Origin of the sequence: Streptomyces sp. NPDC052114 (assembly GCF_040680155.1) — a bacterium.
Taxonomy (GTDB): domain Bacteria; phylum Actinomycetota; class Actinomycetes; order Streptomycetales; family Streptomycetaceae; genus Streptomyces.
Window position 1 is genome coordinate 22,410 of sequence record NZ_JBFAWC010000024.1, and the last position, 25,623, is coordinate 48,032.

The following is a 25,623-nucleotide window of genomic DNA, read 5'->3' on the forward strand; positions in this document are numbered from 1 at the left end:
GCCCACGGCGCGCCGGATTGCCCGGGGACCCACGCGATCCGCCCCCGGCGCTGTGCGGTGCCGGGGGCGGATCAAGGGCGTGCGCGGTGACGCGGGGCGTGGGGTCAGCGCAGCTGCTCGTACGCGGGGAGCGTCAGGAAGTCCGCGTAGTCCGCGTCCAGGGAGACCTGGAGGAGGAGGTCGTGGGCCTGCTGCCACTTGCCGCCCGTGAACGCCTCGTCGCCGACCTCGGCGCGGATCGCGTCGAGTTCCTCGGCGGCGACCTTGCGGGCCAGGTCCGCGGTGACGGTCTCGCCGTTCTCCAGGACGACGCCCGCGTTGATCCACTGCCAGATCTGCGAGCGGGAGATCTCGGCGGTGGCCGCGTCCTCCATCAGGTTGAAGATGGCGACGGCGCCGAGGCCGCGCAGCCACGCCTCGATGTAACGGATGCCGACCTGGACGGCGTTGACCAGGCCGTCGTACGTGGGCTTCGCGTCGAGCGAGTCGATGGCGATCAGGTCGGCCGCCGCGACGTTCACGTCCTCGCGCAGCCGGTCCTTCTGGTTGGGCTTCTCGCCGAGCACGGCGTCGAAGGACTTCATGGCGATCGGGACCAGGTCCGGGTGCGCCACCCACGAGCCGTCGAAGCCGTCGCCGGCCTCGCGGTCCTTGTCGTTCTTGACCTTCTCGAAGGCGACCTTGTTGACCTCCGCGTCCTTGCGGGACGGGATGAACGCGGCCATGCCGCCGATCGCGTGCGCGCCGCGCTTGTGGCAGGTGCGGACGAGGAGTTCGGTGTACGCCCGCATGAACGGGGCGGTCATCGTCACGAGGTTGCGGTCCGGCAGGACGAACTTCGCGCCGCCGTCACGGAAGTTCTTGACGATGGAGAACAGGTAGTCCCAGCGGCCCGCGTTCAGCCCGGAGGCGTGGTCGCGCAGCTCGTAGAGGATCTCCTCCATCTGGTACGCGGCGGTGATCGTCTCGATCAGGACGGTCGCGCGGACCGTGCCCTGCGGGATGCCGACGTAGTCCTGGGCGAAGACGAAGATGTCGTTCCAGAGGCGGGCCTCCAGGTACGACTCCGTCTTCGGCAGGTAGAAGTACGGGCCCTTGCCGAGCTCGATGAGGCGCTTGGCGTTGTGGAAGAAGTAGAGGCCGAAGTCGACGAGCGCGCCGGGGATCGCCCGGCCCTCGACCTGGAGGTGACGCTCGTCCAGGTGCCAGCCGCGCGGACGCATGACGACGGTCGCCAGCTCGTCGGCGCCCTTGAGGGCGTACGACTTGCCGGTGCGCCCGTCGGTGAAGTCGATGCGGCGCTCGTAGGCGTCGGTGAGGTTGAGCTGGCCGAGGACCACGTTCTCCCAGGTCGGGGCGGAGGCGTCCTCGAAGTCGGCGAGCCAGACCTTCGCGCCCGAGTTCAGGGCGTTGATGGTCATCTTGCGGTCGGTCGGGCCCGTGATCTCCACGCGGCGGTCGTTCAGCGCGGCCGGCGCCGGGGCGACCCGCCAGGAGTCGTCCGCGCGGACCGCGGCGGTCTCCGGGAGGAAGTCCAGCGTGGAGGTGCGGGCGATCTCCGCGCGGCGCTCGGCGCGCCGGGCGAGCAGCTCGTCACGCCGGGGCGTGAACAGCCGGTGCAGCTCGGCCACAAAGGCGAGGGCCGCATCGGTGAGCACCTCTTCCTGCCGGGGCAGGGGCTCTGCGTCGACGATGGCCAGCGGCGACGGCGCTAGTGCGGACATGAGCTGTCACTTCCTTCAGAGTGCTGCGTGGACGGTGCCGGGCGAGCCGCCGGGCAGACGCGGTGGCACTCGGTGCCACAGGAGCCGAGGTGCGGCTGTGGGGCCCCGTCCGAGGTAACGGGCCTTCTGGTCAGTGGATACTAGTTTCCTCATGGTGGAAGTTCAATGGTTTGTTGACGTCGAGATTCTCTTCGTCGACAGAACATGTCGCTGAGTGCCACCTCGGTCACTCCACGTGGACGGTCGCCCCGGGCTCCCCGGAGGGTGAGATTCCGGGCGGGCCGGGCTCCAGCCGAGCCAGGTCCTCGGCGGTGTCGATGTCGTACGCCTGGGCGACGTCCCCGCACTCGACGAGCCTGAGGTCGCCCGCGTGGTCCCGCAAGTAGGCGCGGGCCCCCTGATCGCCGACCGCGCCCGCCGCGATCCCCGCCCAGTGCGCCGAGCCGAACAGGACCGGGTGGCCCCGCCGCCCCTCGTACGCGGCCGCCGCGAGCGTCGAGGGCGAGCGGTACGCGGCCCGCACGCGGGCCGTCGCCGCCGTGCCGATCCCCGGCTGGTCGACGAGCGAGACCAGGGCGGCGGTCGCGCCCGTGCCCGCCAGCGAGGCGAGGCCGGCCCGCAGGGACGAGCCCATGCCCTCCTCCCACTCCGGGTTGTCCACCAGCACGCACCCGGGGAGCGAGGCCCGCGCCCGCACGGTGTCGGCGGACGCGCCGAGGACCACGTGCACCCGCGTGCACCCGGCCTCGCGCAGCACGCGCACGGCGTGCTCCACCAGCGGCCGGCCCCGGTGGGGGAGCAGCGCCTTCGGCCGCCCGCCGAGCCGGCGCCCGCCCCCCGCGGCGAGCACGAGCCCGGCGACCTCTTCGGCCCCTGCGTCCATCGGTTCTGTCGTCGTCATGACTCCTGGATACACCCCACGGGGGCGAGGTGCCGTGGCCCCGTGAGGCGCTTACGCGACCCAGTTGCGACGGCCCCCGTCGTCCCCGGGCGCGGGCAGGCCCCCGGCCAGCGCGCCGGCGAGCCGCACCACCGCCTCCTCCGTGAGCGCCGTAGGCAACGCGTACGGAATCCGCAGCCGATGCTCGTGCGTCCCCGGATCCGCCCCGAACCGCGACCCGCCCTCGATCCGCACCCCGTGCGCCAGCGCCGCCCGCGCCAGCGAGGAGGCGATCGGCCGCCCCAGGTCCACCCAGAGCGAGAGCCCGCCCGGCGGCAACTCCCAGCGCCACTCGGGCAGATGGCGGGCCAGCGACGCCGCGAGCGCGTCCCGCCGCGCCCGCAGCAGCGGCAGCCGCTCGCGCAGCACGTCGTCCATGCCGCGCAGCAGATGCAGCGCTACCAGCTGCTCGATGACGGGCGTCGCCATGTCGCCCGGCACCCGCTTCGTCGCCAGCTCGGTGATCAGCCGCGACCCGGCCCGCACCCAGCCGATCCGCAGTCCGCCCCAGTGCGTCTTGCTCAACGACCCCACGGTGACGACCTGTTCGCCCGCGCCGTGCGGCGCGAGCGAGGCGAACGGCGCGGGCGCGGGCCCGTCCAGCGCGATGTCGGCGATGGTCTCGTCGATCAGCAGCCAGGTGCCCGTGGCGCGGGCCGTCTCCAGGATCCGGACGCGCTGCTCGCGCGGCATCAGCCGGCCCGTCGGATTCTGGAAGTCCGGCACGAGGTAGGCGAGGCGCGGCGCCGCCTGCCGCAGCGACGACTCGACGAGCCCGCTGTCCCAGCCCTCGTCCGTGACCGGCACGGGCACCGCGCGCAGGCCCGCGCCGCGCATCGCGTCCAGGGCGTTCGGGTACGACGGGTTCTCGACCAGGACCCGGTCGCCCTGCCTGCCGAGCAGGGTCAGGGTCAGCGACAGCGCGTGCTGGGCGCCGGTGGTGATCAGGATCTGGTCGGGCAGCGTGGGCAGCCCGCGCCGCGTGAAACGCTCGGCGACGGCGGCCCTCAACTCCGGTATCCCGTACGGGTGGTAGCCCGCCGTCGGCGCGTGCTCGGCCAGCATCTCGCCCGCCGCGCCGAGCGCCGCGGAGAGCTCCGCCGCGGGCGCGCCGGGCGCCGCCACCGCCAGGTCGATGACGTCGTCACCCGCCGGGAACGCGGCCACATTGGACGGCCGCCGCCCCTCCGGCAGCTCGGTCCAGGTGCCCGCGCCGCGACGGCTGCGCGCGTAGCCGCCCTCGCGCAGCACGTCGTACGCCGCCGTGACGGTGGCCCGGCTGACGGCCAGGGCCGTGGCCAGCTCGCGCTCGGCGGGCAGGCGGGTGTGCAGGGGGACGCGGCCGTCGAGCAGGAGGGTGCGTACGCCGTGGGCGAGCGCGCGGTAGCCGGGGCGCTCGCCCACGGTCCCGGTCAGCAGACCGGCCAGCCGGCGGCTGCCCAGCCGCCTGTCCACTGCGTGGACCACTCGTCCCTCTGCCATGCCAACTCCCGCGTATTGGCCCTGCTCTCCAGGCCAATCAGCGTACAGACTCCTCTCCAGAGCGCTTCAGTCGGCCTTTTGGCCTGGAGAAGGGGGTTGTGATGGCAGGGGACGAACCGGCGGCCGGACGGGTCGTGGTGGGGGTCGGCGGGTCACTCGCGAGCCTCGCGGCGCTGCGGGCCGCCGCCGAGGAGGCGCGGCGCGGCGGACGCACGCTGCTCGCGGTGACGGCCTGGGAACCGCCCGAGGGGGAGGGGCTCTACCTGCGCCACCCCGACCCCGCGTGGGCGCGGCACTGGCGGAACGAGGCGCGGGAGCGCCTCGACCGGGCCTTCGACGCGGTCTTCGGCGGCGCGCCGCAGGGCGTCGTGACCGAGCGCCGGCTGATCAGGTCCCGTCCGGGCCCCGCCCTGTGCGACCTGGTCACCGGGCCGGACGACCTCGTGGTCCTCGGCGTCCGGCCCGGCAGGCGCCGCATGGGCCGCGTCCACCGCTACGTCCGGTCGCACGCGGCCTGCGCCGTCCTCACGGTCCCGGCCCCGGAGGTGCCCAAGGGCCTGCGCCGGGCCCTCCGGAAGGTGACGGCCGAGGACTTCGCGCTGGTGGGGCACTGAGGCGGGCGGAGCCCGGGGCCTAGGTGCGGATCAGGCCCCGGGCCGTCGCCGCGGCGACGGCCGCCGTGCGGGAGTCGACGCCCAGCTTGGCGTAGATGTGCACCAGATGGGACTTCACCGTGGCCTGGCTGAGGAAGAGTTCCTTGCTGATGCTCTGGTTGGACAGGCCCTGCTTCACCAGGAGCAGCACCTCCAGCTCGCGGCGGCTCAGCGCCTCCGCGGGCGCCCGCATCCGGTCCATCAGGCGGTGCGCTATCGCGGGCGCGAGCGCGGAGCGTCCGGACGCCGCCGTGCGGACCGCCGCCGCCAGCTCCTCGGGCGGCGCGTCCTTGAGGAGATAGCCGGCCGCGCCCGCCTCCACCGCCGCCAGGATGTCCGCGTCCGTGTCGTACGTGGTCAGGACCAGCACCCGCGGCGCCCCCGCGCGCCCGGTGATCTCCGCCGTCGCGGTGGCACCGTGCATGCCCGCGCCGAACTGGAGGTCCATGAGCACCACGTCGACGGCCTCCGCGCCCTCCGCGGCGGCCCGCTCCACCGCCGCCTCCGCCGTCGCCGCCTCCGCGACGATCTCGAAGTCCGGCTCCGCGTCGAGCACCGCGCGCAGACCGGCGCGTACGACCGGGTGGTCGTCGGCGAGCAGCAGCCGCACCGTCGGCCCGCCGGGCCCGCCCGCCGTCCCCGTCATGCCGCGGCCTCCTTCGTCCGTGCGGGCAGAGGCAGCGAGATCGCCACCGCCGTGCCCTGGCCGGGCGCCGACTCGACCGTGAACGTCCCGCCCAGCGACCGCGCCCGCGAGCGCATCGCCACGAGCCCGAAGCCGCCGCGCTCCCCGCCGTCGCCTTCGCCGTCGCCGTTCTCGCGCCGCGCCGTCGCCGTCGCCGTCGGGTCGAAGCCGACGCCGTCGTCCACCACGTCCAGCGTGACCGACGCGTCCATGAACGTCAGCGTGATCTCGGCGCGGCCTGCCTCCGCGTGCCGGACCGTGTTCGCGAGGGCGGACTGCGCGACCCGCAGCAGTGCCACCTCGTACGGCGTGGGCAGCTCCGTCGGCGTACCGCTCAGGGAGAAGCGGACGCGCGGCCCCGGGCTCGACGCGCTCAGCCGTTCCAGCGCCCCGGCCAGCGAGCCGTGCGCCAGGTCCGGCGGCGCGAGCGCGCGCACGAACCGGCGCGCCTCGGCGAGGTTGTCCTGCGCGGCCACGCGCGCCTGCTCGACGTGCGGCGCGGCGGGGGAGCCCGACGGCAGCGCGCGCTGCGCGGCCCGCAGCAGCAACTGGATCGAGGAGAGGCCCTGCGCCAGGGTGTCGTGGATCTCCCGGGCCAGCCGCTCGCGCTCGGCCAGCGTGCCCGCCGTGCGTTCGGCGGCGGCCAGCTCGGCGCGCGTGGCCATGAGCTCGTCGATGAGTTCGCGGCGGTGTTCGCTCTCGCGGTACAGCGCCTCGTACCCGCGCACCGTGGCCACGGCCACGGCCGCGCCGAGCAGCGGGCCGATGAAACTGCCCGGCGTGATCTGGGCGCTGTGCACCAGATAGCTCGCGATGGCGGCGGCCGCCGTGGCCAGGACCACGGGCAGGGCCCAGCGGGTCGGCAGCAGGTGGAGCTGGAGGAAGTACAGCGGGAAGGCCGCCCACAGGCCGTCCGGGGAGAGCGCGAGCAGCACCAGCCAGCAGGCGCCGAGCGCCGCGAGCCACCAGGCGGCCGCGCGCCGCGAGCGGGCGACGGCCGGGCTGACGGTGCCCGCCGCGTAGACGGCGCCCATCGCCGCCGCCGCGGCGGTGACCCCCGCCGGGTGTGCCGCCGTGCCGCCCGTCAGGGCCTTGACCACGGCGAGCGCGAGCAGGCCCGCGAGGAGGGCGTGCAGGCAGAGACGCAGGGCGAGGGCGACGGGAGTGCGGGTACGGGTGCGGGGGCGGGTGCGCGGGCCGGGGGCGGTGAGGCCGCGCAGGACGGGGCTGGCGATGGCGCTCGGGCTTGGGTTCATGAGGTGGGGTGAGGCGTGGTGGGTTCTGTGGGCTTGGTGCGTGCGGTGATTGCGGTGAGTGCGTGGTGAGTGCGGTGCGCGGTAGCCGGTAGCCGGTGGTCGGTGGGCGCGGGGGCTCGTCCGCGTGACACGTGCGTGTCCCTTCTACGGTACGGCCGTCGCGCCCCGCTCTCGTCAATCGAAAGGTTGACCGTCGGCCCCTCACTTCGATTCGGGTGAAGCGTGCTGTGGCGCGATGCCCGGCGGGCGGTCCCGGCCGCAGGGTGGGGGCATGTTCGTCGCATGGAGAGACCTACGGTTCGCCAAGGGGCGGTTCGCCCTGATGGGAACCGTCGTCGTGCTGATCACCCTGCTCGTCGGCCTGCTGTCCGGGCTGACCGCCGGGCTCGCCAGGGAGAACACCTCGGCGATCACCGGGCTGCCCGCCGACCACCTGGCGTTCGCCGCGCCGCCCGACGGCCAGTCCGTCTCCTTCACCAACTCGCAGGTCGAACAGCGCGCCTGGGAGAAGTGGGCCGGGCGCCCCGGGGTCACCTCCGCGCAGCCCATCGGCATCAGCACGCTCAACGCCACCGCGGGCGACCGCTCCGGCGCCGTGTCCGCCTTCGGCGTCGAGCCGGACTCCGGCATCGCCCCGGACGGCATCGCGCCGGGCCGTGCCGTGCTCTCGGAGCAGGCCGCGGCGGACCTCGGCGTCGGCGTCGGGGACCGGGTACGGCTCGGGGGCGGCGCGGTCGAGGAACGCGTCGCGCGGATCGCCTCCGACGCCTCGTACAGCCATACGCCCGTCGTGTGGATCACGCTCGACGACTGGCAGGGGCTCGGCCACCGCGGTACGTCGGCGGACGAGCAGGCCACCGTCGTGGCGCTGCGGACCGGGGGCGGGGACGGCGGCGGGGTCGACCTGGCCGCCGGGGACGCCGCGGCCGGCACCGAGACGAAGTCCCTGGACGACGCGCTGACCGCCATCGGCTCCTACCAGGCCGAGAACGGGTCCCTCCAGCTGATGCGCGGGTTCCTCTTCGCGATCTCCGCGCTGGTGATAGGGGCCTTCTTCACGGTGTGGACCATCCAGCGGGCCGGTGACGTGGCCGTGCTGAAGGCGCTGGGGGCCTCCACGCCGTATCTGCTGCGGGACGCGCTGGGGCAGGCCCTGGCGATGCTCGTCGCCGGTACGGCGGTGGGGACCGGGCTCGCCGCGGCGGTGGGCGGTGCCATCAGCGGGGGCGACGTCCCGTTCGTCCTCGAACCGTCGACGGTGCTGTGGCCCGCCGCGGTGATGGTGGTCCTCGGCGTCGTCGGCGCCGGTCTGTCCGTGCGGCGCATCACCGCCGTTGATCCGTTGGTCGCCCTGGGGAGCGCACGATGACCTTGTTTCTCGAAGACGTCACGCTGACGTACGCGGACGGCGCGGGGCGCCTCACCGCGCTCGACGACGTCGGGCTCGACGTGCCCGCCGGAACCATGACGGCGGTGATCGGACCCTCCGGGTCCGGGAAGTCCAGCCTGCTCGCCGTCGCGGCGACGCTGGTCACGCCGGACCGGGGGCGGGTCGTGGTCGACGGCGTGGACACGGGGTCGCTGAGCCGGGCCGAGAAGGCGGAGCTGCGGCGGCAGCGGCTGGGGATCGTGTTCCAGCAGCCGAACCTGCTGGCGTCACTGACGGCGCTCGAACAGCTGGAGCTGATGGCGCACGTGGACGGGCGGGGTGGCCGCCGGGGGCGCCGGGGCGCGCAGGCGCGGGAACGGGCGCGGGAGTTGCTGGACGCGGTGGGGCTGGCGGGGGAGGCGGGGCGGCGGCCGCATCAGCTGTCGGGTGGTCAGCGGCAGCGGGTGGGGATCGCGCGGGCGCTGATGAACGGGCCGGCGGTGTTGCTGGTCGACGAGCCGACGAGCGCGTTGGACCACGAGCGGGGGGCTCGGGTCATGGACCTCCTGGCCCGCCTCACGCGCGAGCGCGGCACGGCGACGGTCCTGGTCACCCACGACCGCCCCAGCCTCCCGCGAGCGGACGAGGTCCGCGAAATGACGGACGGCCACCTGACGTGACCTGGCGGGGGCGCCTCGGACGGCGCGCCTCGGGTCCGTGGGCGGGGTGGGCGGCGTTGGCGTCTGCGGCTTGTCGGGCCTGCGCCTGTTGTCCGTCTCGGGGGCGGGGCCGCGGGGGTATGTGCGTACTCGCCATCCCTGCGCCGCGCCTCAAGTCCAAAGGCGCTATGGCTGGCTCGGTGCTCCGTTCGCACATACCCCCACGTCCCCTCGGGAGCGTGTGCGGCAGCGGCCCGGTGGGGGCCGTTGTGCCCGCGCTGAGCCCGGTGGGCAACCAGATGCCGGTCCCGCCACTGTGGGCGGCGGCACTGGCCGGGTAGCCGCTCCTGCTGTGGGCAGGCGTTCCGCAGGGCGGAACGGGTGGGCACAGCCCCCGGTGCCGGGCAGCGGTAAAGGTGGCTCCAGCTCCGGTGCAGCCGGTCCGGCAGGGCGGTGCGGGGTCAACGGGTGGGTGGGTGGGGAAGGCCCGGCGCGGAGCGCCGGGAAGCGGACGGTGCCGGGCGGCGATGAAGGAGGCACCCGCCCCGGCGCAGCCGGGGTACGGACACGGTGCCGGGCACCGAGGCAGGGTCCGAGGCTCAGGAGCCAGGCCCCGCTGAGGCCAAAGCCGCCGACAACTCCACCGCCACCTCCTGCAGCACCGGCACGATCTTCTCCGTCGCCGCCTCCGTGACCCGCCCCGCAGGCCCGGAGATCGAGATCGCCGCCGCCGTGGGCGAGTCGGGGACGGGAACGGCCAGGCACCGCACCCCGATCTCCTGCTCGTTGTCGTCCACCGCGTACCCCGTGCGACGCACCTCTTCGAGCGCGTCGAGGAATCCGTCCGGCGTGGTGATCGTCTTCTCCGTGGCCGCAGGCATCCCGGTGCGCGCGAGGAGAGCGCGGACCTCCTCCGGCGGCGTGTGCGCGAGCAGGGCCTTGCCCACACCCGTGGAGTGGGGCAGCACCCGCCGCCCGACCTCGGTGAACATCCGCATGGAGTGCTTGGACGGCACCTGCGCCACGTACACGATCTCGTCGCCGTCGAGCAGCGCCATGTTCGCCGTCTCGCCGGTCTCCTCGACGAGGCGGGCGAGATACGGCCGGGCCCACGTGCCGAGCAGCCGCGAGGCCGACTCGCCGAGGCGGATCAGGCGCGGGCCCAGCGAGTAACGGCGGTTGGCCTGCTGGCGTACGTACCCGCAGGCGACCAGCGTGCGCATGAGGCGGTGGATCGTGGGCAGCGGCAGGCCGCTGCTGGCGGAGAGCTCGCTGAGGCCGACCTCGCCTCCCGCGTCGGCCATCCGCTCGAGCAGGTCGAAGGCGCGCTCGAGGGACTGGACGCCACCGCTCGCGGCGGAGGGCTTGGTGGCGGCGACTTCAGCAGGGGCGTCGCTGGCGCTTGACGTCGGCACGGCGCGTTCCTTTCGGTGCTGGCAGGCAAGGAAGCAGCCTACCGGGCGGTTCTTCACGAAGGCTCTCGCGCGTCGTGACGTCGTCGCCGGTCAGGGGTCCTTTGTCCGTGTCTTCGCGGGGTTGTCCCGTGTTCCCTTGACGCTCTCGTTGTGCATAGCTACGTTCTGGCAGGCGGAATTCTAATTCCACCTTGTGGAAACGTCCAGTGTGGCGCCGGTGAATACGGAGTGCGGAAGCACACCCTTGACGTCGCGAGATCGAGCGTGAAAACTCCTTCAACAGAACGTTGAATTCCGTTAAGCGGAAGCAAAAGGTCTGTGTAGCGGAACAGAAGAGAGGGGACACGGGTGTCCGAAAAGGGCGTGGGCGTGGACGCGAGTGGAGACGCGGGTGTGGAGCTGGTGCTCCGCTCCACCCGTGTCGTGACCCCGGAGGGCATCCGGGCCGCCTCGGTCGCCGTGTCCGGCGGCAGGATCGTGGCCGTCGGCGCGCACGACGCCGTGGTCCCCGAGGGTGCGCGGGTCGAGGACTTCGGCGACGACGCGCTGCTGCCCGGCCTCGTCGACACGCACGTCCACGTGAACGACCCCGGCCGCACGGAGTGGGAGGGCTTCTGGACCGCCACCCGCGCCGCGGCCGCCGGCGGCATCACGACCCTGGTCGACATGCCCCTCAACTCCCTGCCGCCCACGACGACGGTCGACAACCTGCGCACCAAGCAGGACGTCGCCCGCACCAAGGCGCACATCGACGTGGGGTTCTGGGGCGGAGCGCTGCCCGACAACGTCCAGGATCTGAAGCCGCTGCACGACGCGGGCGTCTACGGGTTCAAGTGCTTCCTCTCGCCCTCGGGCGTCGACGAGTTCCCCGAGCTGAACCAGGACCAGCTCACCGCTTCCATGGCGGAGATCGCCGGGTTCGGCGGGCTGCTCATCGTGCACGCCGAGGACCCGCACGAGCTCGACGCCGCTCCCAAGAACAAGGGCCCCAAGTACACGGACTACCTGGAGACCCGGCCCCGGATCTCCGAGGACACGGCGATCGAGGGACTCATCGCCGTCGCCAAGCGGATCGGCGCCCGCGTGCACGTCCTGCACCTGTCGTCCTCCGACGCGCTGCCGCTCATCGCCGCCGCCAAGCGCGAGGGCGTCAAGCTCACCGTCGAGACCTGCCCGCACTACCTGACCCTGACCGCCGAGGAAGTCCCCGACGGCGCCAGCGAGTTCAAGTGCTGCCCGCCCATCCGCGAGGCGGGCAACCAGGACCTGCTGTGGGAGGCGCTGGCCGACGGCACCATCGACTGTGTCGTGACGGACCACTCGCCCTCCACCGCCGACCTGAAGACCGACGACTTCGCGACCGCGTGGGGCGGCATCTCCGGGCTCCAGCTGAGCCTGCCCGCGGTCTGGACGGAGGCCCGTAAGCGGGGATACGGCCTCGAGGACGTGGTGCGGTGGATGTCCGCCCGTACCGCACAGCTGGTCGGACTCGACCAGAAGGGCGCCATCGAGGCCGGCCGCGACGCCGACTTCGCGGTCCTCGCGCCCGACGAGACCTTCACCGTGGATCCCGCGGAGCTGCAGCACCGGAACCGGGTCACGGCGTACGCGGGCAAGACCCTCAGCGGCGTCGTGAAGTCCACCTGGCTGCGCGGCGAACGCATCCTGCACGGCGGCGAGTTCAGCGAACCCGCAGGCCGACTTCTGGAAAGGAACAACTGAAACAGTGACGGCGATACCTTCCTTCACCGGCGACGCGAGCCCCTACGGCGGCGGCGAGCCCTTTGCCGACTACCGCACGGCCGACTTCCCCTTCACCCAGTACGCCAACCTCGCCGACCGGCAGCTCGGCGCCGGTGTGATCGCCGCCAACGACGAGTTCTTCGCGATGCGCGAGAACCTGCTGCTCCCGCACGACGCCGTCTTCGACCCCGAGCACTTCGGTCACAAGGGCAAGGTCATGGACGGCTGGGAGACCCGCCGTCGGCGCGGTGTCTCCGCCGAGCACCCCTGGCCCACCCAGGACGACCACGACTGGGCCCTCGTGCGGCTCGGCGCGCCCGGCGTCGTACGCGGCATCGTCATCGACACCGCCCACTTCCGCGGCAACTACCCGCAGGCCGTCTCCGTCGAGGCCACCAGCGTCGCGGGCTCGCCCACGCCCGAGGAGCTCCTCGGCGACGACGTGAAGTGGACGACGCTCGTGCCGCGCACGCCCGTCGGCGGCCACGCCGCCAACGGCTTCGCCGTCGACGTCGAGCAGCGCTTCACGCACCTGCGCGTCAACCAGCACCCCGACGGCGGCATCGCCCGCCTGCGGGTGTACGGCGAGGTCGCCCCCGACCCGCAGTGGCTCGCCGCGCTCGGCACGTTCGACGTCGTCGCCCTGGAGAACGGCGGCCAGGTCGAGGACGCCTCCGACCGCTTCTACTCGCCCGCCACCAACACCATCCAGCCGGGCCGCTCCCGCAAGATGGACGACGGCTGGGAGACCCGCCGGCGCCGCGACACCGGCAACGACTGGATCCGCTACCAGCTGGTGGAGCAGTCCGAGATCCGCGCGGTCGAGATCGACACCGCCTACCTCAAGGGCAACTCGGCGGGCTGGGCCTCCCTGTCCGTGCGCGACGGCGAGAGCGGCGAGTGGGCCGAGGCGCTGCCGCGCACCCGCCTGCAGCCCGACACCAACCACCGCTTCGTGCTCGACGCGCCGGTGGTCGGCACCCACGTGCGCATCGACATCTTCCCCGACGGCGGCATCTCCCGCCTGCGCCTGTTCGGTTCGCTGACCGAGGGCGGCGCGGCCAAGCTGGCCGCCCGCCACCAGGAGCTGGGCGGCTGATCCGCCCCCGCTGAACGTGGGGCGCACCGGGTGGACAGCCCCGGTGCGCCCCGCAACCAGTTCCGCCCGCGGTCAGGCGGCGTGACCGCCGTCGACCGACAGCTCGGTACCGGTGATGTACGCGGCGTCGTCCCCGGCCAGATAGCCGACCAGGGACGCCACCTCGTCGGCGGAACCGAAGCGGCCGAGTGCCGTCATGGCGCTCTGTCCGTCGGCGAAGGGGCCGCCCGCCGGGTTCATGTCGGTGTCGATGGGGCCAGGCTGGACCAGGTTCGCCGTGATCCGGCGCCCGCCCAACTCCCGTGCGAGCGCCTTGTTCAGGCCGATCAGGGCGGCCTTGCTCGTCGCGTAGAGCGTGCCGCCGGGGCCCGGCACCCGCTGTGCCATGCAGCTGCCGATGGTGATGATCCGGCCGCCGTCCCCGAGCCTGCCCGCCGCCGCCTGCGAGGCCAGGAAGACCCCGCGTACGTTGACGGCGAGCACCCGGTCGACGTCGGCGAGCGTCAGGTCGCCGATCGGTCCCAGGACACCGATGCCCGCGTTGTTCACCAGGATGTCCAGACCGCCCAGGTCGTCGGCCGCGCGCTCCACGGCACCCGCCGCGTCCCCGGCCTCGGCCGCGTCCGCCCTGATGGCGAAGGCGCGCCGTCCCATCGACTCGATCTTCGCGACGACCTCGTGGGCCGCGTCCTCGTTGTGCACGTAGGTGATCGCCACGTCCGCGCCCTGCTCGGCCAGGCGCAGCGCGGCGGCCGCGCCCATGCCGCGGCTGCCGCCGGTGACCAGGGCCTTCTTGCCGGTGAGAGTAGACATGTCCGTACCTCTTCTGCGTATGAATGCGGTGATATCCGCCGCTGTGGGCGAGAAGTGCTTGCGGGTTCAATGAAACTCGTCCGAGGGGGCGGCGGCTGGCGGTAAACGGACGCGGATTTCGGCAGCGATGACTTCTGGGAGCGATGGCATCCGACGACTTCTGGGAGCGATGGCATCCGCCGGCGATGACTTCCGGGCCGGCGGCGGGTCTCAGTAGGTGAAGGACACGCCACCCATCCGAGAGAAGGCACGCGTCATGAAGCTCACGTTCACCCAGTTCCTCACCCTCGACGGCGTCTTCCAGGCGCCCGGAGGCCCGGACGAGGACAGCAGCGGCGGCTTCGAGCACGGCGGCTGGTCGTTCCCCTACGCCGACGAGGACTTCGGCGGCTTCATCACCGAGGTCTTCGACCGGGCCGACGCCTTCCTGCTGGGGCGCGGCACGTACGAGATCTTCGCGGGGTACTGGCCCAAGAAGACGGACCCAGCCGATCCGGTCGCCTCGCGGCTCAACTCCCTGCCGAAGTACGTCGCGAGCACCACGCTCACCGAGGCCGGCTGGCCGGGCACGCGGATCATCGGCCGCGACGACCTGGTCAAGGACGTCACCGCGCTCAAGGAGCGGCCCGGCCGCGAACTCCAGATGCACGGCAGCGGCAACCTCGCGCGCTCCCTGCTGGCCCACGGCCTGATCGACAGCCTGAACCTGCTGACGTTCCCCGTCGTCCTCGGCACCGGCAAGCGGCTCTTCGAAGAGGGCGGCCTGCCCGCCGCCTACCGGCTCACGCAGTCGCGCACGACGTCCAAGGGCGTGCTCATCGCCACCTACGACCGCGCGGGCCGCCCCGAGTACGGCAGCTTCTGAGCACCGCGCACCCCCTCGCGCCCCGCACGGGGCGCGAGGTCTTCCCGGCACGATCTTCCTCGGATACGTTGTCCGCTCCGCGTGCGAGCCGCCGAAGTCTCCACACCCCCGACCCCGTTGGAGACCGCGCCCCGTGTCGACGCTCGCCGCCCCCGCCACGCTCGCGCCGCGCCGGGCCTGGCTCACCGATCTGCCCGTGCTGCTCGTCGCCGCGGTGTGGGGCGCCAGCTACCTCGCCGCCAAGGGCATCACCACCACGCACACGGTCGTCGCCGTGCTCGTCCTGCGCTTCGCCCTGGTCCTGCCCGCGCTCGTGGCGGCCGGATGGCGCTCCCTGCGCACGCTGACCGGGGCGCAGTGGCGCGGCGCCGCCGTCCTCGGGCTGATCCTCAGCGGGATCTTCCTCCTGGAGACGTACGGCGTCGTGCACACCTCCGCGACCAACGCGGGCCTCATCATCAGCCTCACCATGATCTTCACGCCGCTCGCGGAGGCCGCGATCCGGCGCAGCCGCCCGTCGCGCGCGTTCCTCGGGGCGGCCGCGCTCTCGGTGCTCGGCGTGGTCCTGCTGACCCAGGGCGGCGGGTTCACCCGGCCCTCGGCCGGTGATCTGCTGATCCTCCTCGCCGCCCTCGCCCGTACCGTCCACGTCCTCGCCATGTCCCGCATGAAGTCCGTGCGGGACGCCGACGCGCTCTCCCTCACCACGGTCCAACTGGGCGGCGCGGTGCTGGTGTTCGCGGTGCTCGCGGGGGCCGGGACCGGGCGGACGCCGTGGTCCGTCGCGGCGGGCTTCGGCGCGCGCGAGTGGGCGGGTCTCGCCTTCCTCGCCGTCTGCTGCACGCTCTTCGCCTTCTTCGTCCAGATGTGGGCCGTCCGCAGGACCTCGCCCTCGCGGGTCAGCCTGCTGCTCGGCACGGAACCCCTGTGGGCCGCGGCCGTGGGCATCGCGATCGGCGGTGAACGGCTGGGCGCGCTCGGCCTGCTGGGCGGGCTGCTGGTGCTGGTGGGGACCGGGCTGGGCCGCCGGGCGCGGTGAGGGTCTCCGCGGACCGCCGCGAGCACCGCCGAGAGGTCGGCGGACACGTACGAGGTGGGCCGGAGGGGCGCGTACGCCGCCGATGCGGAGAAGGCGTGACGAACGTCGGCGGTGCGGAGAACCCGTGACGGATGTCAGCGGTGCGGAGAAGAAGCGGCGGAGAAGAGTCGGCCGTGTTCGGTTAACAGCCGGTAACTCCCGGAAAATTCACCGCACTTGACGTTGACACGCCAACCTCTACGCGCGTCACACTGGACCCATGCGAATCCCCCCACGAATCGTCAGCGTCACTGCCCTCGCCGCCGCCCTGCTCGTCGGCGGCCCCGTCGCCGCCACCGCGCAGGCCGCGCCGGCCGCCCCCGTCGCGTACTCCGTCACCGCGGTCGGCGAGGTCTGCTACTCCGCGCTGCCCGCCCAGGCCCACGACACCCTCGACCTGATCGAGAAGGGCGGCCCCTACCCGTTCCCGCAGGACGGCACCGTCTTCCAGAACCGTGAGGGCGAACTGCCCCAGCAGAGCTCCGGTTACTACCACGAGTACACGGTCATCACCCCGGGCTCGGACGACCGCGGCGCCCGCCGCATCGTCACCGGGGAGAAGAGCCAGGAGGACTACTACACCGCCGACCACTACGCGTCCTTCGACCTGGTCGACCACGGCTGCTGAACCACGCGCCCCTCGGGACGCCCGGTCAGCGCGCCTTCCGGCTCTCCGCCGCGGCGAACAGCGCGAACGCCAGCACGACCAGCGCCACGCTCGCGTAGATCTCGTACCCGTCGAGAAAGCCGAGGCGCTGCACCAGGCCCCAGCCACGCAGCTCACCGGTGAACCTGTGCACCAGGCCCACCACGCCCTGGATCAACAGGACCACACCGAGGAATTCCAGTAGCTGCTTCATGAGGCGATCCTCGCCCCGTGCCTTCCCCGCGGACATCCGCCGCGGGGCGAGGATCCCTCCGTCCGCCGGGTCCGAAAGTCGATGACCGGCGCGGCTCCGGTACGACTTTGGTCGATGATCATGTGCGGGCGCGGTCCCGGCCGCGATACCCGCGTAGATTTGTCGACCATGAGCGGCACCGAACCCACGCGGCGGCCCCGGCCCGAGCCCGCGGGGGAGTCCACCACCAAGCCCCTGGTCACGAGTCCGTGGACGCTGCCCTCCGCCGTCGCCCGCGAGTTCGACCCGAGCCGCAGCGGCCGCAGGTCCCGCCGGACCGTCCGTGACTGGATCACCGACTTCACCTGCTTCTTCGTCGCCGTCTTCATCGGGCTCATCGGCGCCGACGCCGTCAGCAGCAACCCGCACGTCTCCGAGGGCTTCCGGGACCTCGACCAGGTCGTCGGCGCGCTCGCCTGCGCCGCGGTCTGGCTGCGCAGACGCTGGCCCGTCGGGCTCGCCCTCGCGATGGTGCCGGTCGCGGTGGCCTCCGACACGGCGGGCGGCGCGGCGGCGGTGGCCCTCTTCACCCTCGCCGTGCACCGGCCCTTCCGGTACGTCGCGTGGATCGGCGGGGCCTCGCTCGCGCTGGTCCCGCTCACCTACTGGCTGCGCCCCGACACGGACATGCCCTACGGCGTCGCCATCGCCTTCGGCATGCTGCTGACCGTGACGGTCATCGGCTGGGGCATGCTCGTGCGCTCCCGCCGCGAGCTCCTGCTCAGCCTGCGCGACCGCGCCGTCCGCGCCGAGAACGAGGCGGCCCTGCGCGCCGAACAGGCCCAGCGGCTCGCCCGCGAGGCCATCGCCCGCGAGATGCACGACGTCCTCGCGCACCGCCTCACCCTGCTCAGCGTGCACGCGGGCGCCCTGGAGTTCCGCCCGGACGCGCCCCGCGAGGAGATCGCCCGCGCGGCCGGCGTCATCCGCGAGAGCGCCCACGAGGCGCTTCAGGACCTGCGCCAGGTGATCGGCGTGCTGCGCGGCGGCGACGCGGACGCCGGGGACCGCCCCCAGCCCACGCTCGCGGCCCTGGAGACGCTGGTCGCCGAGTCCCGCGAGGCGGGCATGAAGGTCGTCCTCGACAACCGCGTCACCGACCCGGCGGCCGCGCCCGCCGCGCTCGGCCGCACCGCCTACCGCATCGCGCAGGAAGGCCTGACCAACGCGCGCAAGCACGCCCCCGGCGCCGAGGTGACCGTCGCCGTGACGGGCGCTCCCGGCGAGGGCCTGACCCTGTCCGTGCACAACCCCGCCCCACCCGGAGACGTGCCGAAGGTGCCGGGGTCCGGGCAGGGCCTGATCGGACTCGCCGAGCGGGCCTCGCTCGCGGGCGGCAGGCTCGGCCACCGGGCGGGCCCCGACGGCGGATTCCACCTGGAGGCCTGGCTACCGTGGGCGCCATGACAACGATCAAGCTGTTGCTCGTCGACGACGACCCGCTGGTGCGCGCCGGGCTCTCCTTCATGCTCGGCGGCGCGGACGACATCGAGATCGTGGGCGAGGCGGGCGACGGCTCCGAGGTCGCCCCGCTGGTCGGTGAACTCCGTCCCGACGTCATCCTGATGGACATCCGCATGCCCACGATGGACGGCCTCACCGCCACCGAGGCGCTGCGCGGACGGCCCGGCGCCCCCGAGGTGATCGTCCTGACCACGTTCCACGCCGACGAACAGGTCCTGCGCGCCCTGCGCGCGGGAGCGGCGGGCTTCGTCCTCAAGGACACCGCGCCGGCCGAGATCGTCGCCGCGGTGCGCTCGGTGGCCGCGGGGGAGCCCGTGCTCTCGCCGACGGTGACCCGGCAGCTGATCACCCGGGCGACCGGGGACGACCTCCAACTGGACCGCAGGCGGCGGGCGCTGGCCCGGCTCGACCTGCTGGGGGAGCGGGAGCGCGAGGTCGCCGTCGCGGTCGGGCAGGGCGGCTCGAACGCGGACATCGCCGCGCAGCTCTTCCTGAGCGTCGCCACGGTCAAGGCGCACGTCTCCCGGATCCTGACGAAGCTGGACCTCAACAACCGTGTGCAGATCGCGCTGTTGGCCCATGACGCGGGACTGCTGGACGAGGAGGACCCGTCCGGTGGTAGAAGTCGTCCATGACCGATCCCTCGACGACTCCGGCGACTTCGGCGCATCCGGTGGCCTCGGCGACTCCGGCGGCACCGGCGACTCCGGTGGCTCCCGTGCCTGATCCCCCGACTCCTGCGGCGGCCGATCCGTCGGCTCCTCCGGTGACCGGGCCCGCGCCCGCGGGGCCCCCGGCCGCCGAACCCCCGGCCGAGCCCATCGACTTCTCCGTGGCCCAACGGGTCCTGGACGCGCAGCCGTTCAGCCGGCTCGTCGGGGCGCGCGTCACCTGGTTCGGCGAGAGCGCGGCCACGCTGGAGATCGGCATCCGCGACGAACTCCGGCAGCAGAACGGCTTCGTGCACGGCGGCGTGCTCGCCTACGCCGCCGACAACAGCATCACGTTCGCGGCCGGCACCACGCTCGGGCCCGCCGTGCTGACCTCCGGTTTCTCCATCCAGTACGTCCGTCCGGCCACCGGCGTCAAGCTCGTCGCCCGCGCCGTCGTCGTCCACTCGGGCCGCCGCCAGGCGACGGTCCGCTGCGAGCTGTCCACCGTCGGCGCCGACGGCCTGGAGACGCTGTGCGCCATCGCGCAGGGCACGGTGCTCTCCACGGCCTGAACGCCGCGCCCCTGAGGATCGCTCAGCCCTCGGGGATCTCCGCGAGTCCCACCGGCCGCCGCTCCCGCCGCGACAGCTCGCACGCCTCGGCGATCCGCAGCGCGTGCAGCGCCTCGCGGCCGTCGCAGGGGTTCTCGCGCTCGCCGCGTACGACGTCGAGGAAGGCGGCGAGCTCCGCCTCGTACGCGGGGGCGAAGCGCTCCAGGAAGCCGGGCCAGGGCTTGACCGGCGCGGGCGGGCCCGCCGGCTCGGCCGAGGTCAGCGGCGTGCGCTCGTCCATGCCGACCGCCACCTGGTCGCGCTCCCCGGCCAGCTCCATGCGTACGTCGTACCCGGCGCCGTTGCACCGCGTCGCCGTCGCCGTGGCGAGCGTGCCGTCGTCCAGGGTGAGGACCGCCGCGGCCGTGTCGACGTCGCCCGCCTCGCGGAACATCGCGGGGCCCGCGTCGGAGCCGGTCGCGTACACCTCCGTGACCTCGCGCCCGGTCACCCACCGCAGGATGTCGAAGTCGTGGACCAGGCAGTCGCGGTAGAGGCCGCCGGAGAGCGGCAGGTACGCGGCCGGGGGCGGCGCCGGGTCCGAGGTCATGGCCCGCACGGTGTGCAGCCGGCCGAGCCTGCCCGTGCGCACCGCCTCGCGCGCCGCCGCGTACCCCGCGTCGAAGCGCCGCTGGAAGCCGAGCTGCAGCACCGTGCCCGCCGTCTCGACCTCGGCGAGCGCGGCCAGCGTGCCCGCCAGGTCCAGGGCGATCGGCTTCTCGCAGAAGACCGGGAGCCCGGCCCGCGCCGCCCTGCCGATCAGCTCGGCGTGCGCCGAGGTCGCCGTCGTGATCACCACGGCGTCCACGCCGCCGGCCAGGACGGCGTCCACCGACGCCGCGTGCTCCGCCCCGGTCCGTGCCGCGAGGTCCGCCGCCCGTGCCGCGTCCGCGTCGGCGACGACCAGGGACGTCACCTCGGGACGGCGGCTCAGGGCCGTCAAGTGAAAAGTGCCGATACGGCCCGTTCCGATCAGTCCGATGCGCATGGACCCACCCTCGCGACGCCCCGCCCGCCCTGTCAATGGTTTGTCCTGACAACAGAACAGTCCGGACAACAGAACTTCCCGTCATCATCTCTCGGGACTACGCTCGCCCCGTGTCCAAACCAGTCGCCAAAGCAGCCCAGGACAAGCCGGTCAAGGACCCCACCGTCGCGCTGCGGCTCGGCGTCGACCGCAGCAGCCCGGTCCCGCTCTACTTCCAGCTGGCCCAGCAGCTGGAGGCGGCGATCGAGCGCGGCGCCCTGACCCCCGGCAGCCTCCTCGGCAACGAGATCGAGCTCGCCATGCGGCTCGGGCTGTCCCGGCCCACCGTCCGCCAGGCCATCCAGTCCCTCGTCGACAAGGGCCTGCTCGTGCGGCGCCGCGGTGTCGGCACCCAGGTCGTGCACAGCCAGGTCAAGCGCCCCCTGGAGCTCAGCAGCCTCTACGACGACCTGGAGGCGGCGGGCCAGCGCCCCGAGACCCGCGTCCTGCGCAACACCGTCGAGCCCGCGTCCGCGGAGGTCGCCGCGGCGCTCGGGGTCGCCGAGGGCGACGAGGTGCACCTCGTCGAGCGGCTGCGGCTCGCCCACGGCGAGCCCATGGCCCACCTGCGCAACCACCTGCCGAGCGGCCTCCTCGACCTCGACACCGAGCGCCTGGAGGCCACCGGCCTCTACCGCCTCATGCGCGCCGCGGGCCTCACCCTGCACAGCGCGCGCCAGTCGGTCGGCGCCCGCGCGGCCACCGCCGAGGAGGGTGCGCTGCTCGCCGAGCCGGCCGGCGCCCCGCTGCTCACCATGCGGCGCACGACCTTCGACGACACGGGGCGGGCGGTCGAGTTCGGCTCGCACGTCTACCGGGCCTCGCGCTACTCCTTCGAGTTCCAGCTCCTCGTACGGCCGTAGGGCACGGGAACCCCGTACGGCCGTGGATACCAACTCGCCAACGGTCGTCAGAATGTTCTGACAAATCCATTGACGCTGCCGCGCGCCCCCCGCTAGAACTCCCCCAGCCGCACCGAGGCGGCCGGGGAGAAGAGGTGGTGCCACCATGCGTACGCGCACATCCCGCACGGCCGCAGTCCTGATCGCAGTGATCGCGCTGGCCGCCGGCTGCAGTGGCTCCGGCGGCAAGGACGACGAGGACAAGGCGGACGACGACGGCGGCAAGGGCGTCTCCACACCCCGCCTCAAGATCGCCATGGTGACGCACTCCGGCGAGGGCGACACCTTCTGGGACATCGTCCAGAGCGGGGCGAAGCAGGCGGCCCGCAAGGACAACGTCGAGTTCCTCTACGCCAACGACAAGGAGGCGAAGGGGCAGGCCGAGCTGGTCCAGTCGTTCGTCGACAAGAAGGTCGACGGGATCGTCGTGACCCTGGCCAAGCCCGAGGCGATGCAGGCGGTGCTCGCCAAGGCGACCCGAGCCGGGATCCCGGTCGTCACGATCAACTCCGGCGCCGAGTTCTCCGCGAGGTTCGGCGCGCTCACCCACATCGGCCAGGACGAGTCCGTGGCCGGTGAGGCCGTCGGCGACGAGCTGAACGCCCGGGGGAAGAAGAAGGCCCTGTGCGTCATCCACGAACAGGGCAACGTCTCCCTCGAACAGCGCTGTGCCGGCGTGAAGAAGACCTTCGACGGCACGGTGGAGAACCTGAACGTCGAGGGCACCAACGCGCCCGGCGCCCAGTCCTCCATCAGCGCGAAGCTCCAGGCCACCAAGGGCATCGACGCCGTCGTCACGCTCGGCGCGCCCATCGCCGCCGTCTCGGTGAAGGCGAAGGACGACGCGGGGAGCGAGGCCGAGGTCGACACGTTCGACCTGAACGCCGAGGTCGTCAAGCGGCTCAAGGCCAAGGAGGTCGGCTTCGCCGTCGACCAGCAGCCCTACCTCCAGGGCTACCTCTCCGTCGACGAACTCTGGCTCTACAAGACCAACGCCAACGTCCTGGGAGGCGGCAAGCCCGTCCTCACCGGACCCGCCATCGTCACCGAAAAGGACGTGCCCAAGCTGGAGAAGTACACCGCCCGGGGAACCCGATGAGCACACGCCGCGGCCCCCGATGAACACACACGCGAGGTGCGTGGTCGATACTTGGGCGGCTGGGGCCGGAGATCCGGACCGGCCGCACAGAGCAGCAGAGCTAGAAGGGCACGGCGTCGTGGCAAGGGTGAAGACAGGGGTACGAGCGGTGGGCGCCGCGCTGGTCGCGGTGCTCGGGGTCACCGCGGGCCTCACCGGATGCAGCAGCACCGGCGGCAAGCGCGCGGAGGACGCCCGCAAGGCCGCGGCCGCCCAGGGCAAGGCCGCGGTGAGCACACCGCGCTGGACCTTCGGCATGGTCACCCACTCGGGCGATGGCGACACCTTCTGGGACATCGTCCAGAACGGTGCCGAGGAAGCGTCCCGCAAGGACAACATCAAGTTCCTGTACGCCCACAACGCCGAGGCCCAGCAGCAGGCCCAGCTCGTGGACTCCTACATCGACAAGAAGGTCGACGGCATCATCGTGTCGCTGGCCAAGCCGGACGCGATGAAGGGCCCGCTGGCCCGCGCCAAGAAGGCCGGCATCCCGGTGATCACCGTGAACTCCGGCTCCGCCGAGTCCAAGGAGTTCGGCGCGCTCACCCACATCGGCCAGGACGAGACGATCGCGGGCGAGGCCGTCGGCGAGGAGCTCAACAAGCGCGGCAAGAAGAAGGCGCTCTGCATCCTGCACGAGCAGGGCAACGTCGGCCACGAGCAGCGCTGCGAGGGCACGAAGAAGACCTTCGACGGCAAGCTGGAGAACCTCTACGTGACGGGCACCAACATGCCCGACGTGCAGTCCTCCATCGAGGCCAGGCTCCAGTCCGACAAGGACGTGGACGCGGTCGTCACGCTCGGCGCGCCCTTCGCGGACGCCGCCGTGAAGGCCAAGGAAGGCGCGGGCAGCAAGGCGGAGGTCGACACCTTCGACCTGAACGAGAAGGTCGCCGCGGGCCTGAAGTCCGGCTCCCTCGGCTTCGCCGTCGACCAGCAGCCCTACCTCCAGGGGTACGAGGCCGTCGACCTGCTGTGGCTGTACAAGTACAACGCCGACGTCCTCGGCGGCGGCAAGCCCGTGCTGACCGGCCCGCAGATCATCACCAAGGACCAGGCCGCGGAGCTGGAGGAATACGCGAAGCGAGGGACACGATGACCGCCACAGCCCCCGCGCCCGCCCCGGGCACCAAGGCCGACGAGCGCCTCCTGAAGACCTCGCCGCTGAAGAAGCTGATGGGCCGCCCCGAGCTCGGCTCGGTCGTCGGCGCGGTCGCCGTCTTCGTCTTCTTCGCGATCGTCGCGGACAGCTTCCTGCGCACGACGAGCCTGGCCACGGTCCTCTACGCCGCGTCGACGATCGGCATCATGGCGGTGCCGGTGGCGCTGCTGATGATCGGCGGCGAGTTCGACCTGTCGGCGGGCGTCATGGTGACGACCTCCGCGCTGATCTCGTCGATGTTCAGCTACCAGATGACCGCGAACGTCTGGGTGGGCGTCGGGGTCTCCCTGCTCGCCACCCTCGCGGTCGGCGTCTTCAACGGCGTCATGCTGACCCGCACGGACCCACCGAGCTTCATCATCACGCTCGGCACGTTCCTGATGCTGACCGGCATGAACCTCGGCTTCACCAAGCTGATCAGCGGCACGGTCTCCACCAAGTCGATCTCCGACATGGAGGGCTTCTCCTCCGCCAAGGACGTCTTCGCCTCGACGATCACCATCGGCGGCGTCGACTTCAAGATCACCATCGTGTGGTGGCTCGCCCTGATCGTGGTGGCCACCTGGATCCTGCTGCGCACCCGCGTCGGCAACTGGATCTTCGCGGTCGGCGGCGGCGAGGACGCGGCCCGCGCGGTCGGCGTCCCGGTCGCCGCGACCAAGATCGGCCTCTACATGGGCGTCTCCTTCGGCGCCTGGATCTCCGGCCAGCACCTGCTCTTCTCGTACGACGTCGTCCAGTCCGGCGAGGGCGTGGGCAACGAACTGATCTACATCATCGCGGCCGTCATCGGCGGCTGTCTGATCACCGGTGGCTACGGCTCCGCGGTCGGCGCGGCCGTCGGCGCGCTGATCTTCGGCATGGTCAGCAAGGGCATCGTGTTCGCCGAGTGGAACCCGGACTGGTTCAAGTTCTTCCTCGGAGTGATGCTGCTCCTGGCGACCCTGCTCAACCACTGGGTCCGCAAGCGCGCGGAGGCGACGAAGTGACCACGGACACGGCCAAGGCCGACGCGACGCCGCAGGGCGAGGAGCGCACGCCCCTCGTGGAGCTCGACGACGTCAGCAAGTACTACGGCAACATCCGCGCGCTGGAGGGCGTCTCCCTGGAGGTGCACGCGGGCGAGATCTCCTGCGTCCTGGGCGACAACGGCGCGGGCAAGTCGACCCTGATCAAGATCATCGCGGGTCTGCACCAGCACGACGCGGGCGCCTTCCGCATCGAGGGCGAGGAGACCCGGCTCGGCTCGCCGCGCGAGTCCCTGGACCGCGGCATCGCCACGGTCTACCAGGACCTCGCCGTCGTCCCCCTGATGCCGGTCTGGCGGAACTTCTTCCTCGGCTCCGAGCCGACGAAGGGCGTGGGCCCCTTCCGCCGCATGGACGTCGACCTCATGCGCGAGACGACCCGCGCCGAGCTGCTGCGCATGGGCATCGACCTGCGGGACGTGGACCAGCCCATCGGCACGCTCTCGGGTGGCGAGCGCCAGTGCGTGGCCATCGCCCGCGCGGTGTACTTCGGCGCGAAGGTCCTGGTCCTGGACGAGCCGACTGCGGCGCTCGGCGTGAAGCAGTCGGGTGTCGTCCTGAAGTACGTGGCCGCGGCGCGGGACCAGGGTCTCGGCGTGGTCTTGATCACGCACAACCCCCACCACGCGTACCTGGTCGGCAACCGTTTCGTCCTCCTCAAGCGGGGCGCCATGTTCGGCAGCTACGCCCGCGACGAGATCACCCTCGACGAACTGACCCGCCAGATGGCGGGCGGCTCCGAGCTGGACGACTTGCGTCACGAGCTGGAAGGCCGCTGAGCAGCGCCCCGTAAGGGGCGCGGGGAACTGCGCGCTCAGCCCAGGACAAGCCGCAGCCGCGTCTGCCGGGCCACCGAGCGGACGCGACTGCGGCTTCCTCGTGGTTGCTCGCGCAGTTCCCCGCGCCCCTACGGGGCGCACCCCTCTACGGGGCACCCCGTGCCCGTTGTGCGCGCCCC

General features: G+C 72.7%; 25 protein-coding genes. 16 read left to right on the forward strand and 9 right to left on the reverse strand.

Annotation, left to right across the window (positions count from 1 at the left end; all coding sequences use genetic code 11):
• Positions 1-104: 104 nt before the first annotated feature.
• The 3 genes from aceB to AB0L89_RS36225 all read right to left on the reverse strand — a co-directional run bounded on the left by aceB (position 105) and on the right by AB0L89_RS36225 (position 4,146).
• The gene (gene aceB / locus AB0L89_RS36215) at positions 105-1,724 is read right to left on the reverse strand and encodes a malate synthase A (protein ID WP_365151156.1); all 1,620 of its coding nucleotides are present in this window, start codon (positions 1,722-1,724) and stop codon (positions 105-107) included.
• 226 nt (positions 1,725-1,950) lie between these two features.
• On the reverse strand, positions 1,951-2,625 hold the full coding sequence (locus AB0L89_RS36220; protein ID WP_365151159.1) for a nucleotidyltransferase family protein: 675 nt from the start codon (positions 2,623-2,625) through the stop codon (positions 1,951-1,953).
• 51 nt (positions 2,626-2,676) lie between these two features.
• The gene (locus AB0L89_RS36225; RefSeq protein WP_365151162.1) at positions 2,677-4,146 is read right to left on the reverse strand and encodes a PLP-dependent aminotransferase family protein; all 1,470 of its coding nucleotides are present in this window, start codon (positions 4,144-4,146) and stop codon (positions 2,677-2,679) included.
• Positions 4,147-4,247: 101 nt separating this feature from the next.
• Here AB0L89_RS36225 and AB0L89_RS36230 point away from each other — a divergent pair, with 101 nt between their 5' ends.
• Positions 4,248-4,760: a universal stress protein gene (locus AB0L89_RS36230; RefSeq protein ID WP_365151165.1), complete on the forward strand. Its 513-nt coding sequence runs from the start codon at positions 4,248-4,250 to the stop codon at positions 4,758-4,760.
• 19 nt (positions 4,761-4,779) lie between these two features.
• Here AB0L89_RS36230 and AB0L89_RS36235 read toward each other — a convergent pair whose 3' ends face one another.
• The gene (locus AB0L89_RS36235; RefSeq protein ID WP_365151168.1) at positions 4,780-5,445 is read right to left on the reverse strand and encodes a response regulator transcription factor; all 666 of its coding nucleotides are present in this window, start codon (positions 5,443-5,445) and stop codon (positions 4,780-4,782) included.
• A complete protein-coding gene (locus AB0L89_RS36240; protein ID WP_365151171.1) occupies positions 5,442-6,740 on the reverse strand; it encodes a sensor histidine kinase in 1,299 nt (432 codons plus the stop codon). Before AB0L89_RS36240 ends, AB0L89_RS36235 begins: the two co-directional genes overlap by 4 nt.
• Before the next feature lie 271 nt (positions 6,741-7,011).
• Here AB0L89_RS36240 and AB0L89_RS36245 point away from each other — a divergent pair, with 271 nt between their 5' ends.
• Both AB0L89_RS36245 and AB0L89_RS36250 read left to right on the forward strand, forming a co-directional pair.
• Complete coding sequence (locus tag AB0L89_RS36245) at positions 7,012-8,109, forward strand: ABC transporter permease (protein WP_365151174.1); 1,098 nt, start codon at positions 7,012-7,014, stop codon at positions 8,107-8,109.
• Positions 8,106-8,789 carry an ABC transporter ATP-binding protein gene (locus tag AB0L89_RS36250; RefSeq protein ID WP_365151177.1) on the forward strand — a complete coding sequence of 228 codons (684 nt, stop codon included), beginning with the start codon at positions 8,106-8,108 and terminating at the stop codon, positions 8,787-8,789. Before AB0L89_RS36245 ends, AB0L89_RS36250 begins: the two co-directional genes overlap by 4 nt.
• Positions 8,790-9,367: 578 nt before the next feature.
• Here the strand turns inward: AB0L89_RS36250 and AB0L89_RS36255 are convergent.
• Positions 9,368-10,183 carry an IclR family transcriptional regulator gene (locus AB0L89_RS36255; protein ID WP_365151180.1) on the reverse strand — a complete coding sequence of 272 codons (816 nt, stop codon included), beginning with the start codon at positions 10,181-10,183 and terminating at the stop codon, positions 9,368-9,370.
• A gap of 369 nt (positions 10,184-10,552) precedes the next feature.
• On the opposite strand from AB0L89_RS36255, the gene allB reads away from it, so the two are divergent.
• Entirely contained in the window at positions 10,553-11,905 is a 1,353-nt protein-coding gene (gene allB, locus AB0L89_RS36260) for an allantoinase AllB (RefSeq protein ID WP_365151183.1), read from the forward strand.
• A 4-nt stretch (positions 11,906-11,909) separates the two neighbouring features.
• Positions 11,910-13,025, forward strand: coding sequence for an allantoicase (gene alc, locus AB0L89_RS36265; protein ID WP_365151186.1), 1,116 nt, complete (start codon positions 11,910-11,912; stop codon positions 13,023-13,025).
• A 72-nt stretch (positions 13,026-13,097) separates the two neighbouring features.
• On the opposite strand, the gene AB0L89_RS36270 is transcribed toward alc, so the two are convergent.
• On the reverse strand, positions 13,098-13,838 hold the full coding sequence (locus AB0L89_RS36270) for an SDR family oxidoreductase (protein ID WP_365151189.1): 741 nt from the start codon (positions 13,836-13,838) through the stop codon (positions 13,098-13,100).
• 256 nt (positions 13,839-14,094) lie between these two features.
• Between AB0L89_RS36270 and AB0L89_RS36275 the strand changes: the two genes are divergently transcribed.
• From AB0L89_RS36275 to AB0L89_RS36285, 3 genes are all read left to right on the forward strand, one after another.
• A complete protein-coding gene (locus AB0L89_RS36275; RefSeq protein ID WP_365151192.1) occupies positions 14,095-14,703 on the forward strand; it encodes a dihydrofolate reductase family protein in 609 nt (202 codons plus the stop codon).
• Between the two features lie 133 nt (positions 14,704-14,836).
• On the forward strand, positions 14,837-15,742 hold the full coding sequence (locus AB0L89_RS36280; RefSeq protein WP_365151195.1) for a DMT family transporter: 906 nt from the start codon (positions 14,837-14,839) through the stop codon (positions 15,740-15,742).
• 259 nt (positions 15,743-16,001) lie between these two features.
• Positions 16,002-16,409: a ribonuclease gene (locus tag AB0L89_RS36285; RefSeq protein ID WP_365151198.1), complete on the forward strand. Its 408-nt coding sequence runs from the start codon at positions 16,002-16,004 to the stop codon at positions 16,407-16,409.
• 25 nt (positions 16,410-16,434) lie between these two features.
• Here AB0L89_RS36285 and AB0L89_RS36290 read toward each other — a convergent pair whose 3' ends face one another.
• Positions 16,435-16,641 carry a hypothetical protein gene (locus AB0L89_RS36290; protein WP_365151201.1) on the reverse strand — a complete coding sequence of 69 codons (207 nt, stop codon included), beginning with the start codon at positions 16,639-16,641 and terminating at the stop codon, positions 16,435-16,437.
• Between the two features lie 168 nt (positions 16,642-16,809).
• On the opposite strand from AB0L89_RS36290, the gene AB0L89_RS36295 reads away from it, so the two are divergent.
• From AB0L89_RS36295 to AB0L89_RS36305, 3 genes are all read left to right on the forward strand, one after another.
• On the forward strand, positions 16,810-18,087 hold the full coding sequence (locus AB0L89_RS36295; protein ID WP_365151204.1) for a histidine kinase: 1,278 nt from the start codon (positions 16,810-16,812) through the stop codon (positions 18,085-18,087).
• Complete coding sequence (locus AB0L89_RS36300) at positions 18,084-18,779, forward strand: response regulator transcription factor (RefSeq protein WP_365151207.1); 696 nt, start codon at positions 18,084-18,086, stop codon at positions 18,777-18,779. The genes AB0L89_RS36295 and AB0L89_RS36300 overlap by 4 nt, the downstream gene beginning before the upstream one ends.
• A gap of 185 nt (positions 18,780-18,964) precedes the next feature.
• Positions 18,965-19,369 (forward strand): PaaI family thioesterase, encoded by a 405-nt coding sequence (locus AB0L89_RS36305; RefSeq protein ID WP_365151399.1) that lies wholly within the window; start codon positions 18,965-18,967, stop codon positions 19,367-19,369.
• Positions 19,370-19,391: 22 nt separating this feature from the next.
• Here AB0L89_RS36305 and AB0L89_RS36310 read toward each other — a convergent pair whose 3' ends face one another.
• Complete coding sequence (locus tag AB0L89_RS36310) at positions 19,392-20,396, reverse strand: Gfo/Idh/MocA family oxidoreductase (protein ID WP_365151210.1); 1,005 nt, start codon at positions 20,394-20,396, stop codon at positions 19,392-19,394.
• A 35-nt stretch (positions 20,397-20,431) separates the two neighbouring features.
• On the opposite strand from AB0L89_RS36310, the gene AB0L89_RS36315 reads away from it, so the two are divergent.
• The 5 genes from AB0L89_RS36315 to AB0L89_RS36335 all read left to right on the forward strand — a co-directional run bounded on the left by AB0L89_RS36315 (position 20,432) and on the right by AB0L89_RS36335 (position 25,444).
• Positions 20,432-21,298 (forward strand): GntR family transcriptional regulator, encoded by an 867-nt coding sequence (locus AB0L89_RS36315; protein WP_365151213.1) that lies wholly within the window; start codon positions 20,432-20,434, stop codon positions 21,296-21,298.
• Positions 21,299-21,443: 145 nt separating this feature from the next.
• Entirely contained in the window at positions 21,444-22,436 is a 993-nt protein-coding gene (locus AB0L89_RS36320; RefSeq protein WP_365151216.1) for a sugar ABC transporter substrate-binding protein, read from the forward strand.
• Between the two features lie 118 nt (positions 22,437-22,554).
• Positions 22,555-23,574 carry a sugar ABC transporter substrate-binding protein gene (locus AB0L89_RS36325; RefSeq protein ID WP_365151219.1) on the forward strand — a complete coding sequence of 340 codons (1,020 nt, stop codon included), beginning with the start codon at positions 22,555-22,557 and terminating at the stop codon, positions 23,572-23,574.
• A complete protein-coding gene (locus tag AB0L89_RS36330) occupies positions 23,571-24,626 on the forward strand; it encodes an ABC transporter permease (RefSeq protein ID WP_365151222.1) in 1,056 nt (351 codons plus the stop codon). Before AB0L89_RS36325 ends, AB0L89_RS36330 begins: the two co-directional genes overlap by 4 nt.
• The gene (locus AB0L89_RS36335) at positions 24,623-25,444 is read left to right on the forward strand and encodes an ATP-binding cassette domain-containing protein (protein WP_365151225.1); all 822 of its coding nucleotides are present in this window, start codon (positions 24,623-24,625) and stop codon (positions 25,442-25,444) included. Before AB0L89_RS36330 ends, AB0L89_RS36335 begins: the two co-directional genes overlap by 4 nt.
• Positions 25,445-25,623 lie beyond the last annotated feature (179 nt).

What these genes read in the sequence shown, in the direction of transcription:
- AB0L89_RS36250 (WP_365151177.1), top strand. Translation starts at nt 8,106, where the DNA reads ATGACCTTGTTTCTCGAAGACGTCACGCTGACGTACGCGGACGGCGCG.
- AB0L89_RS36285 (WP_365151198.1), top strand. Translation starts at nt 16,002, where the DNA reads ATGCGAATCCCCCCACGAATCGTCAGCGTCACTGCCCTCGCCGCCGCC.
- AB0L89_RS36220 (WP_365151159.1), bottom strand. Translation starts at nt 2,625, where the DNA reads ATGACGACGACAGAACCGATGGACGCAGGGGCCGAAGAGGTCGCCGGG.
- AB0L89_RS36330 (WP_365151222.1), top strand. Translation starts at nt 23,571, where the DNA reads ATGACCGCCACAGCCCCCGCGCCCGCCCCGGGCACCAAGGCCGACGAG.
- AB0L89_RS36290 (WP_365151201.1), bottom strand. Translation starts at nt 16,641, where the DNA reads ATGAAGCAGCTACTGGAATTCCTCGGTGTGGTCCTGTTGATCCAGGGC.
- aceB (WP_365151156.1), bottom strand. Translation starts at nt 1,724, where the DNA reads ATGTCCGCACTAGCGCCGTCGCCGCTGGCCATCGTCGACGCAGAGCCC.
- AB0L89_RS36310 (WP_365151210.1), bottom strand. Translation starts at nt 20,396, where the DNA reads ATGCGCATCGGACTGATCGGAACGGGCCGTATCGGCACTTTTCACTTG.
- AB0L89_RS36315 (WP_365151213.1), top strand. Translation starts at nt 20,432, where the DNA reads ATGGTTTGTCCTGACAACAGAACAGTCCGGACAACAGAACTTCCCGTC.
- AB0L89_RS36230 (WP_365151165.1), top strand. Translation starts at nt 4,248, where the DNA reads ATGGCAGGGGACGAACCGGCGGCCGGACGGGTCGTGGTGGGGGTCGGC.
- AB0L89_RS36295 (WP_365151204.1), top strand. Translation starts at nt 16,810, where the DNA reads ATGAGCGGCACCGAACCCACGCGGCGGCCCCGGCCCGAGCCCGCGGGG.
- AB0L89_RS36240 (WP_365151171.1), bottom strand. Translation starts at nt 6,740, where the DNA reads ATGAACCCAAGCCCGAGCGCCATCGCCAGCCCCGTCCTGCGCGGCCTC.
- AB0L89_RS36225 (WP_365151162.1), bottom strand. Translation starts at nt 4,146, where the DNA reads ATGGCAGAGGGACGAGTGGTCCACGCAGTGGACAGGCGGCTGGGCAGC.
- AB0L89_RS36320 (WP_365151216.1), top strand. Translation starts at nt 21,444, where the DNA reads ATGCGTACGCGCACATCCCGCACGGCCGCAGTCCTGATCGCAGTGATC.
- AB0L89_RS36235 (WP_365151168.1), bottom strand. Translation starts at nt 5,445, where the DNA reads ATGACGGGGACGGCGGGCGGGCCCGGCGGGCCGACGGTGCGGCTGCTG.
- AB0L89_RS36275 (WP_365151192.1), top strand. Translation starts at nt 14,095, where the DNA reads ATGAAGCTCACGTTCACCCAGTTCCTCACCCTCGACGGCGTCTTCCAG.
- AB0L89_RS36270 (WP_365151189.1), bottom strand. Translation starts at nt 13,838, where the DNA reads ATGTCTACTCTCACCGGCAAGAAGGCCCTGGTCACCGGCGGCAGCCGC.
- AB0L89_RS36245 (WP_365151174.1), top strand. Translation starts at nt 7,012, where the DNA reads ATGTTCGTCGCATGGAGAGACCTACGGTTCGCCAAGGGGCGGTTCGCC.
- AB0L89_RS36300 (WP_365151207.1), top strand. Translation starts at nt 18,084, where the DNA reads ATGACAACGATCAAGCTGTTGCTCGTCGACGACGACCCGCTGGTGCGC.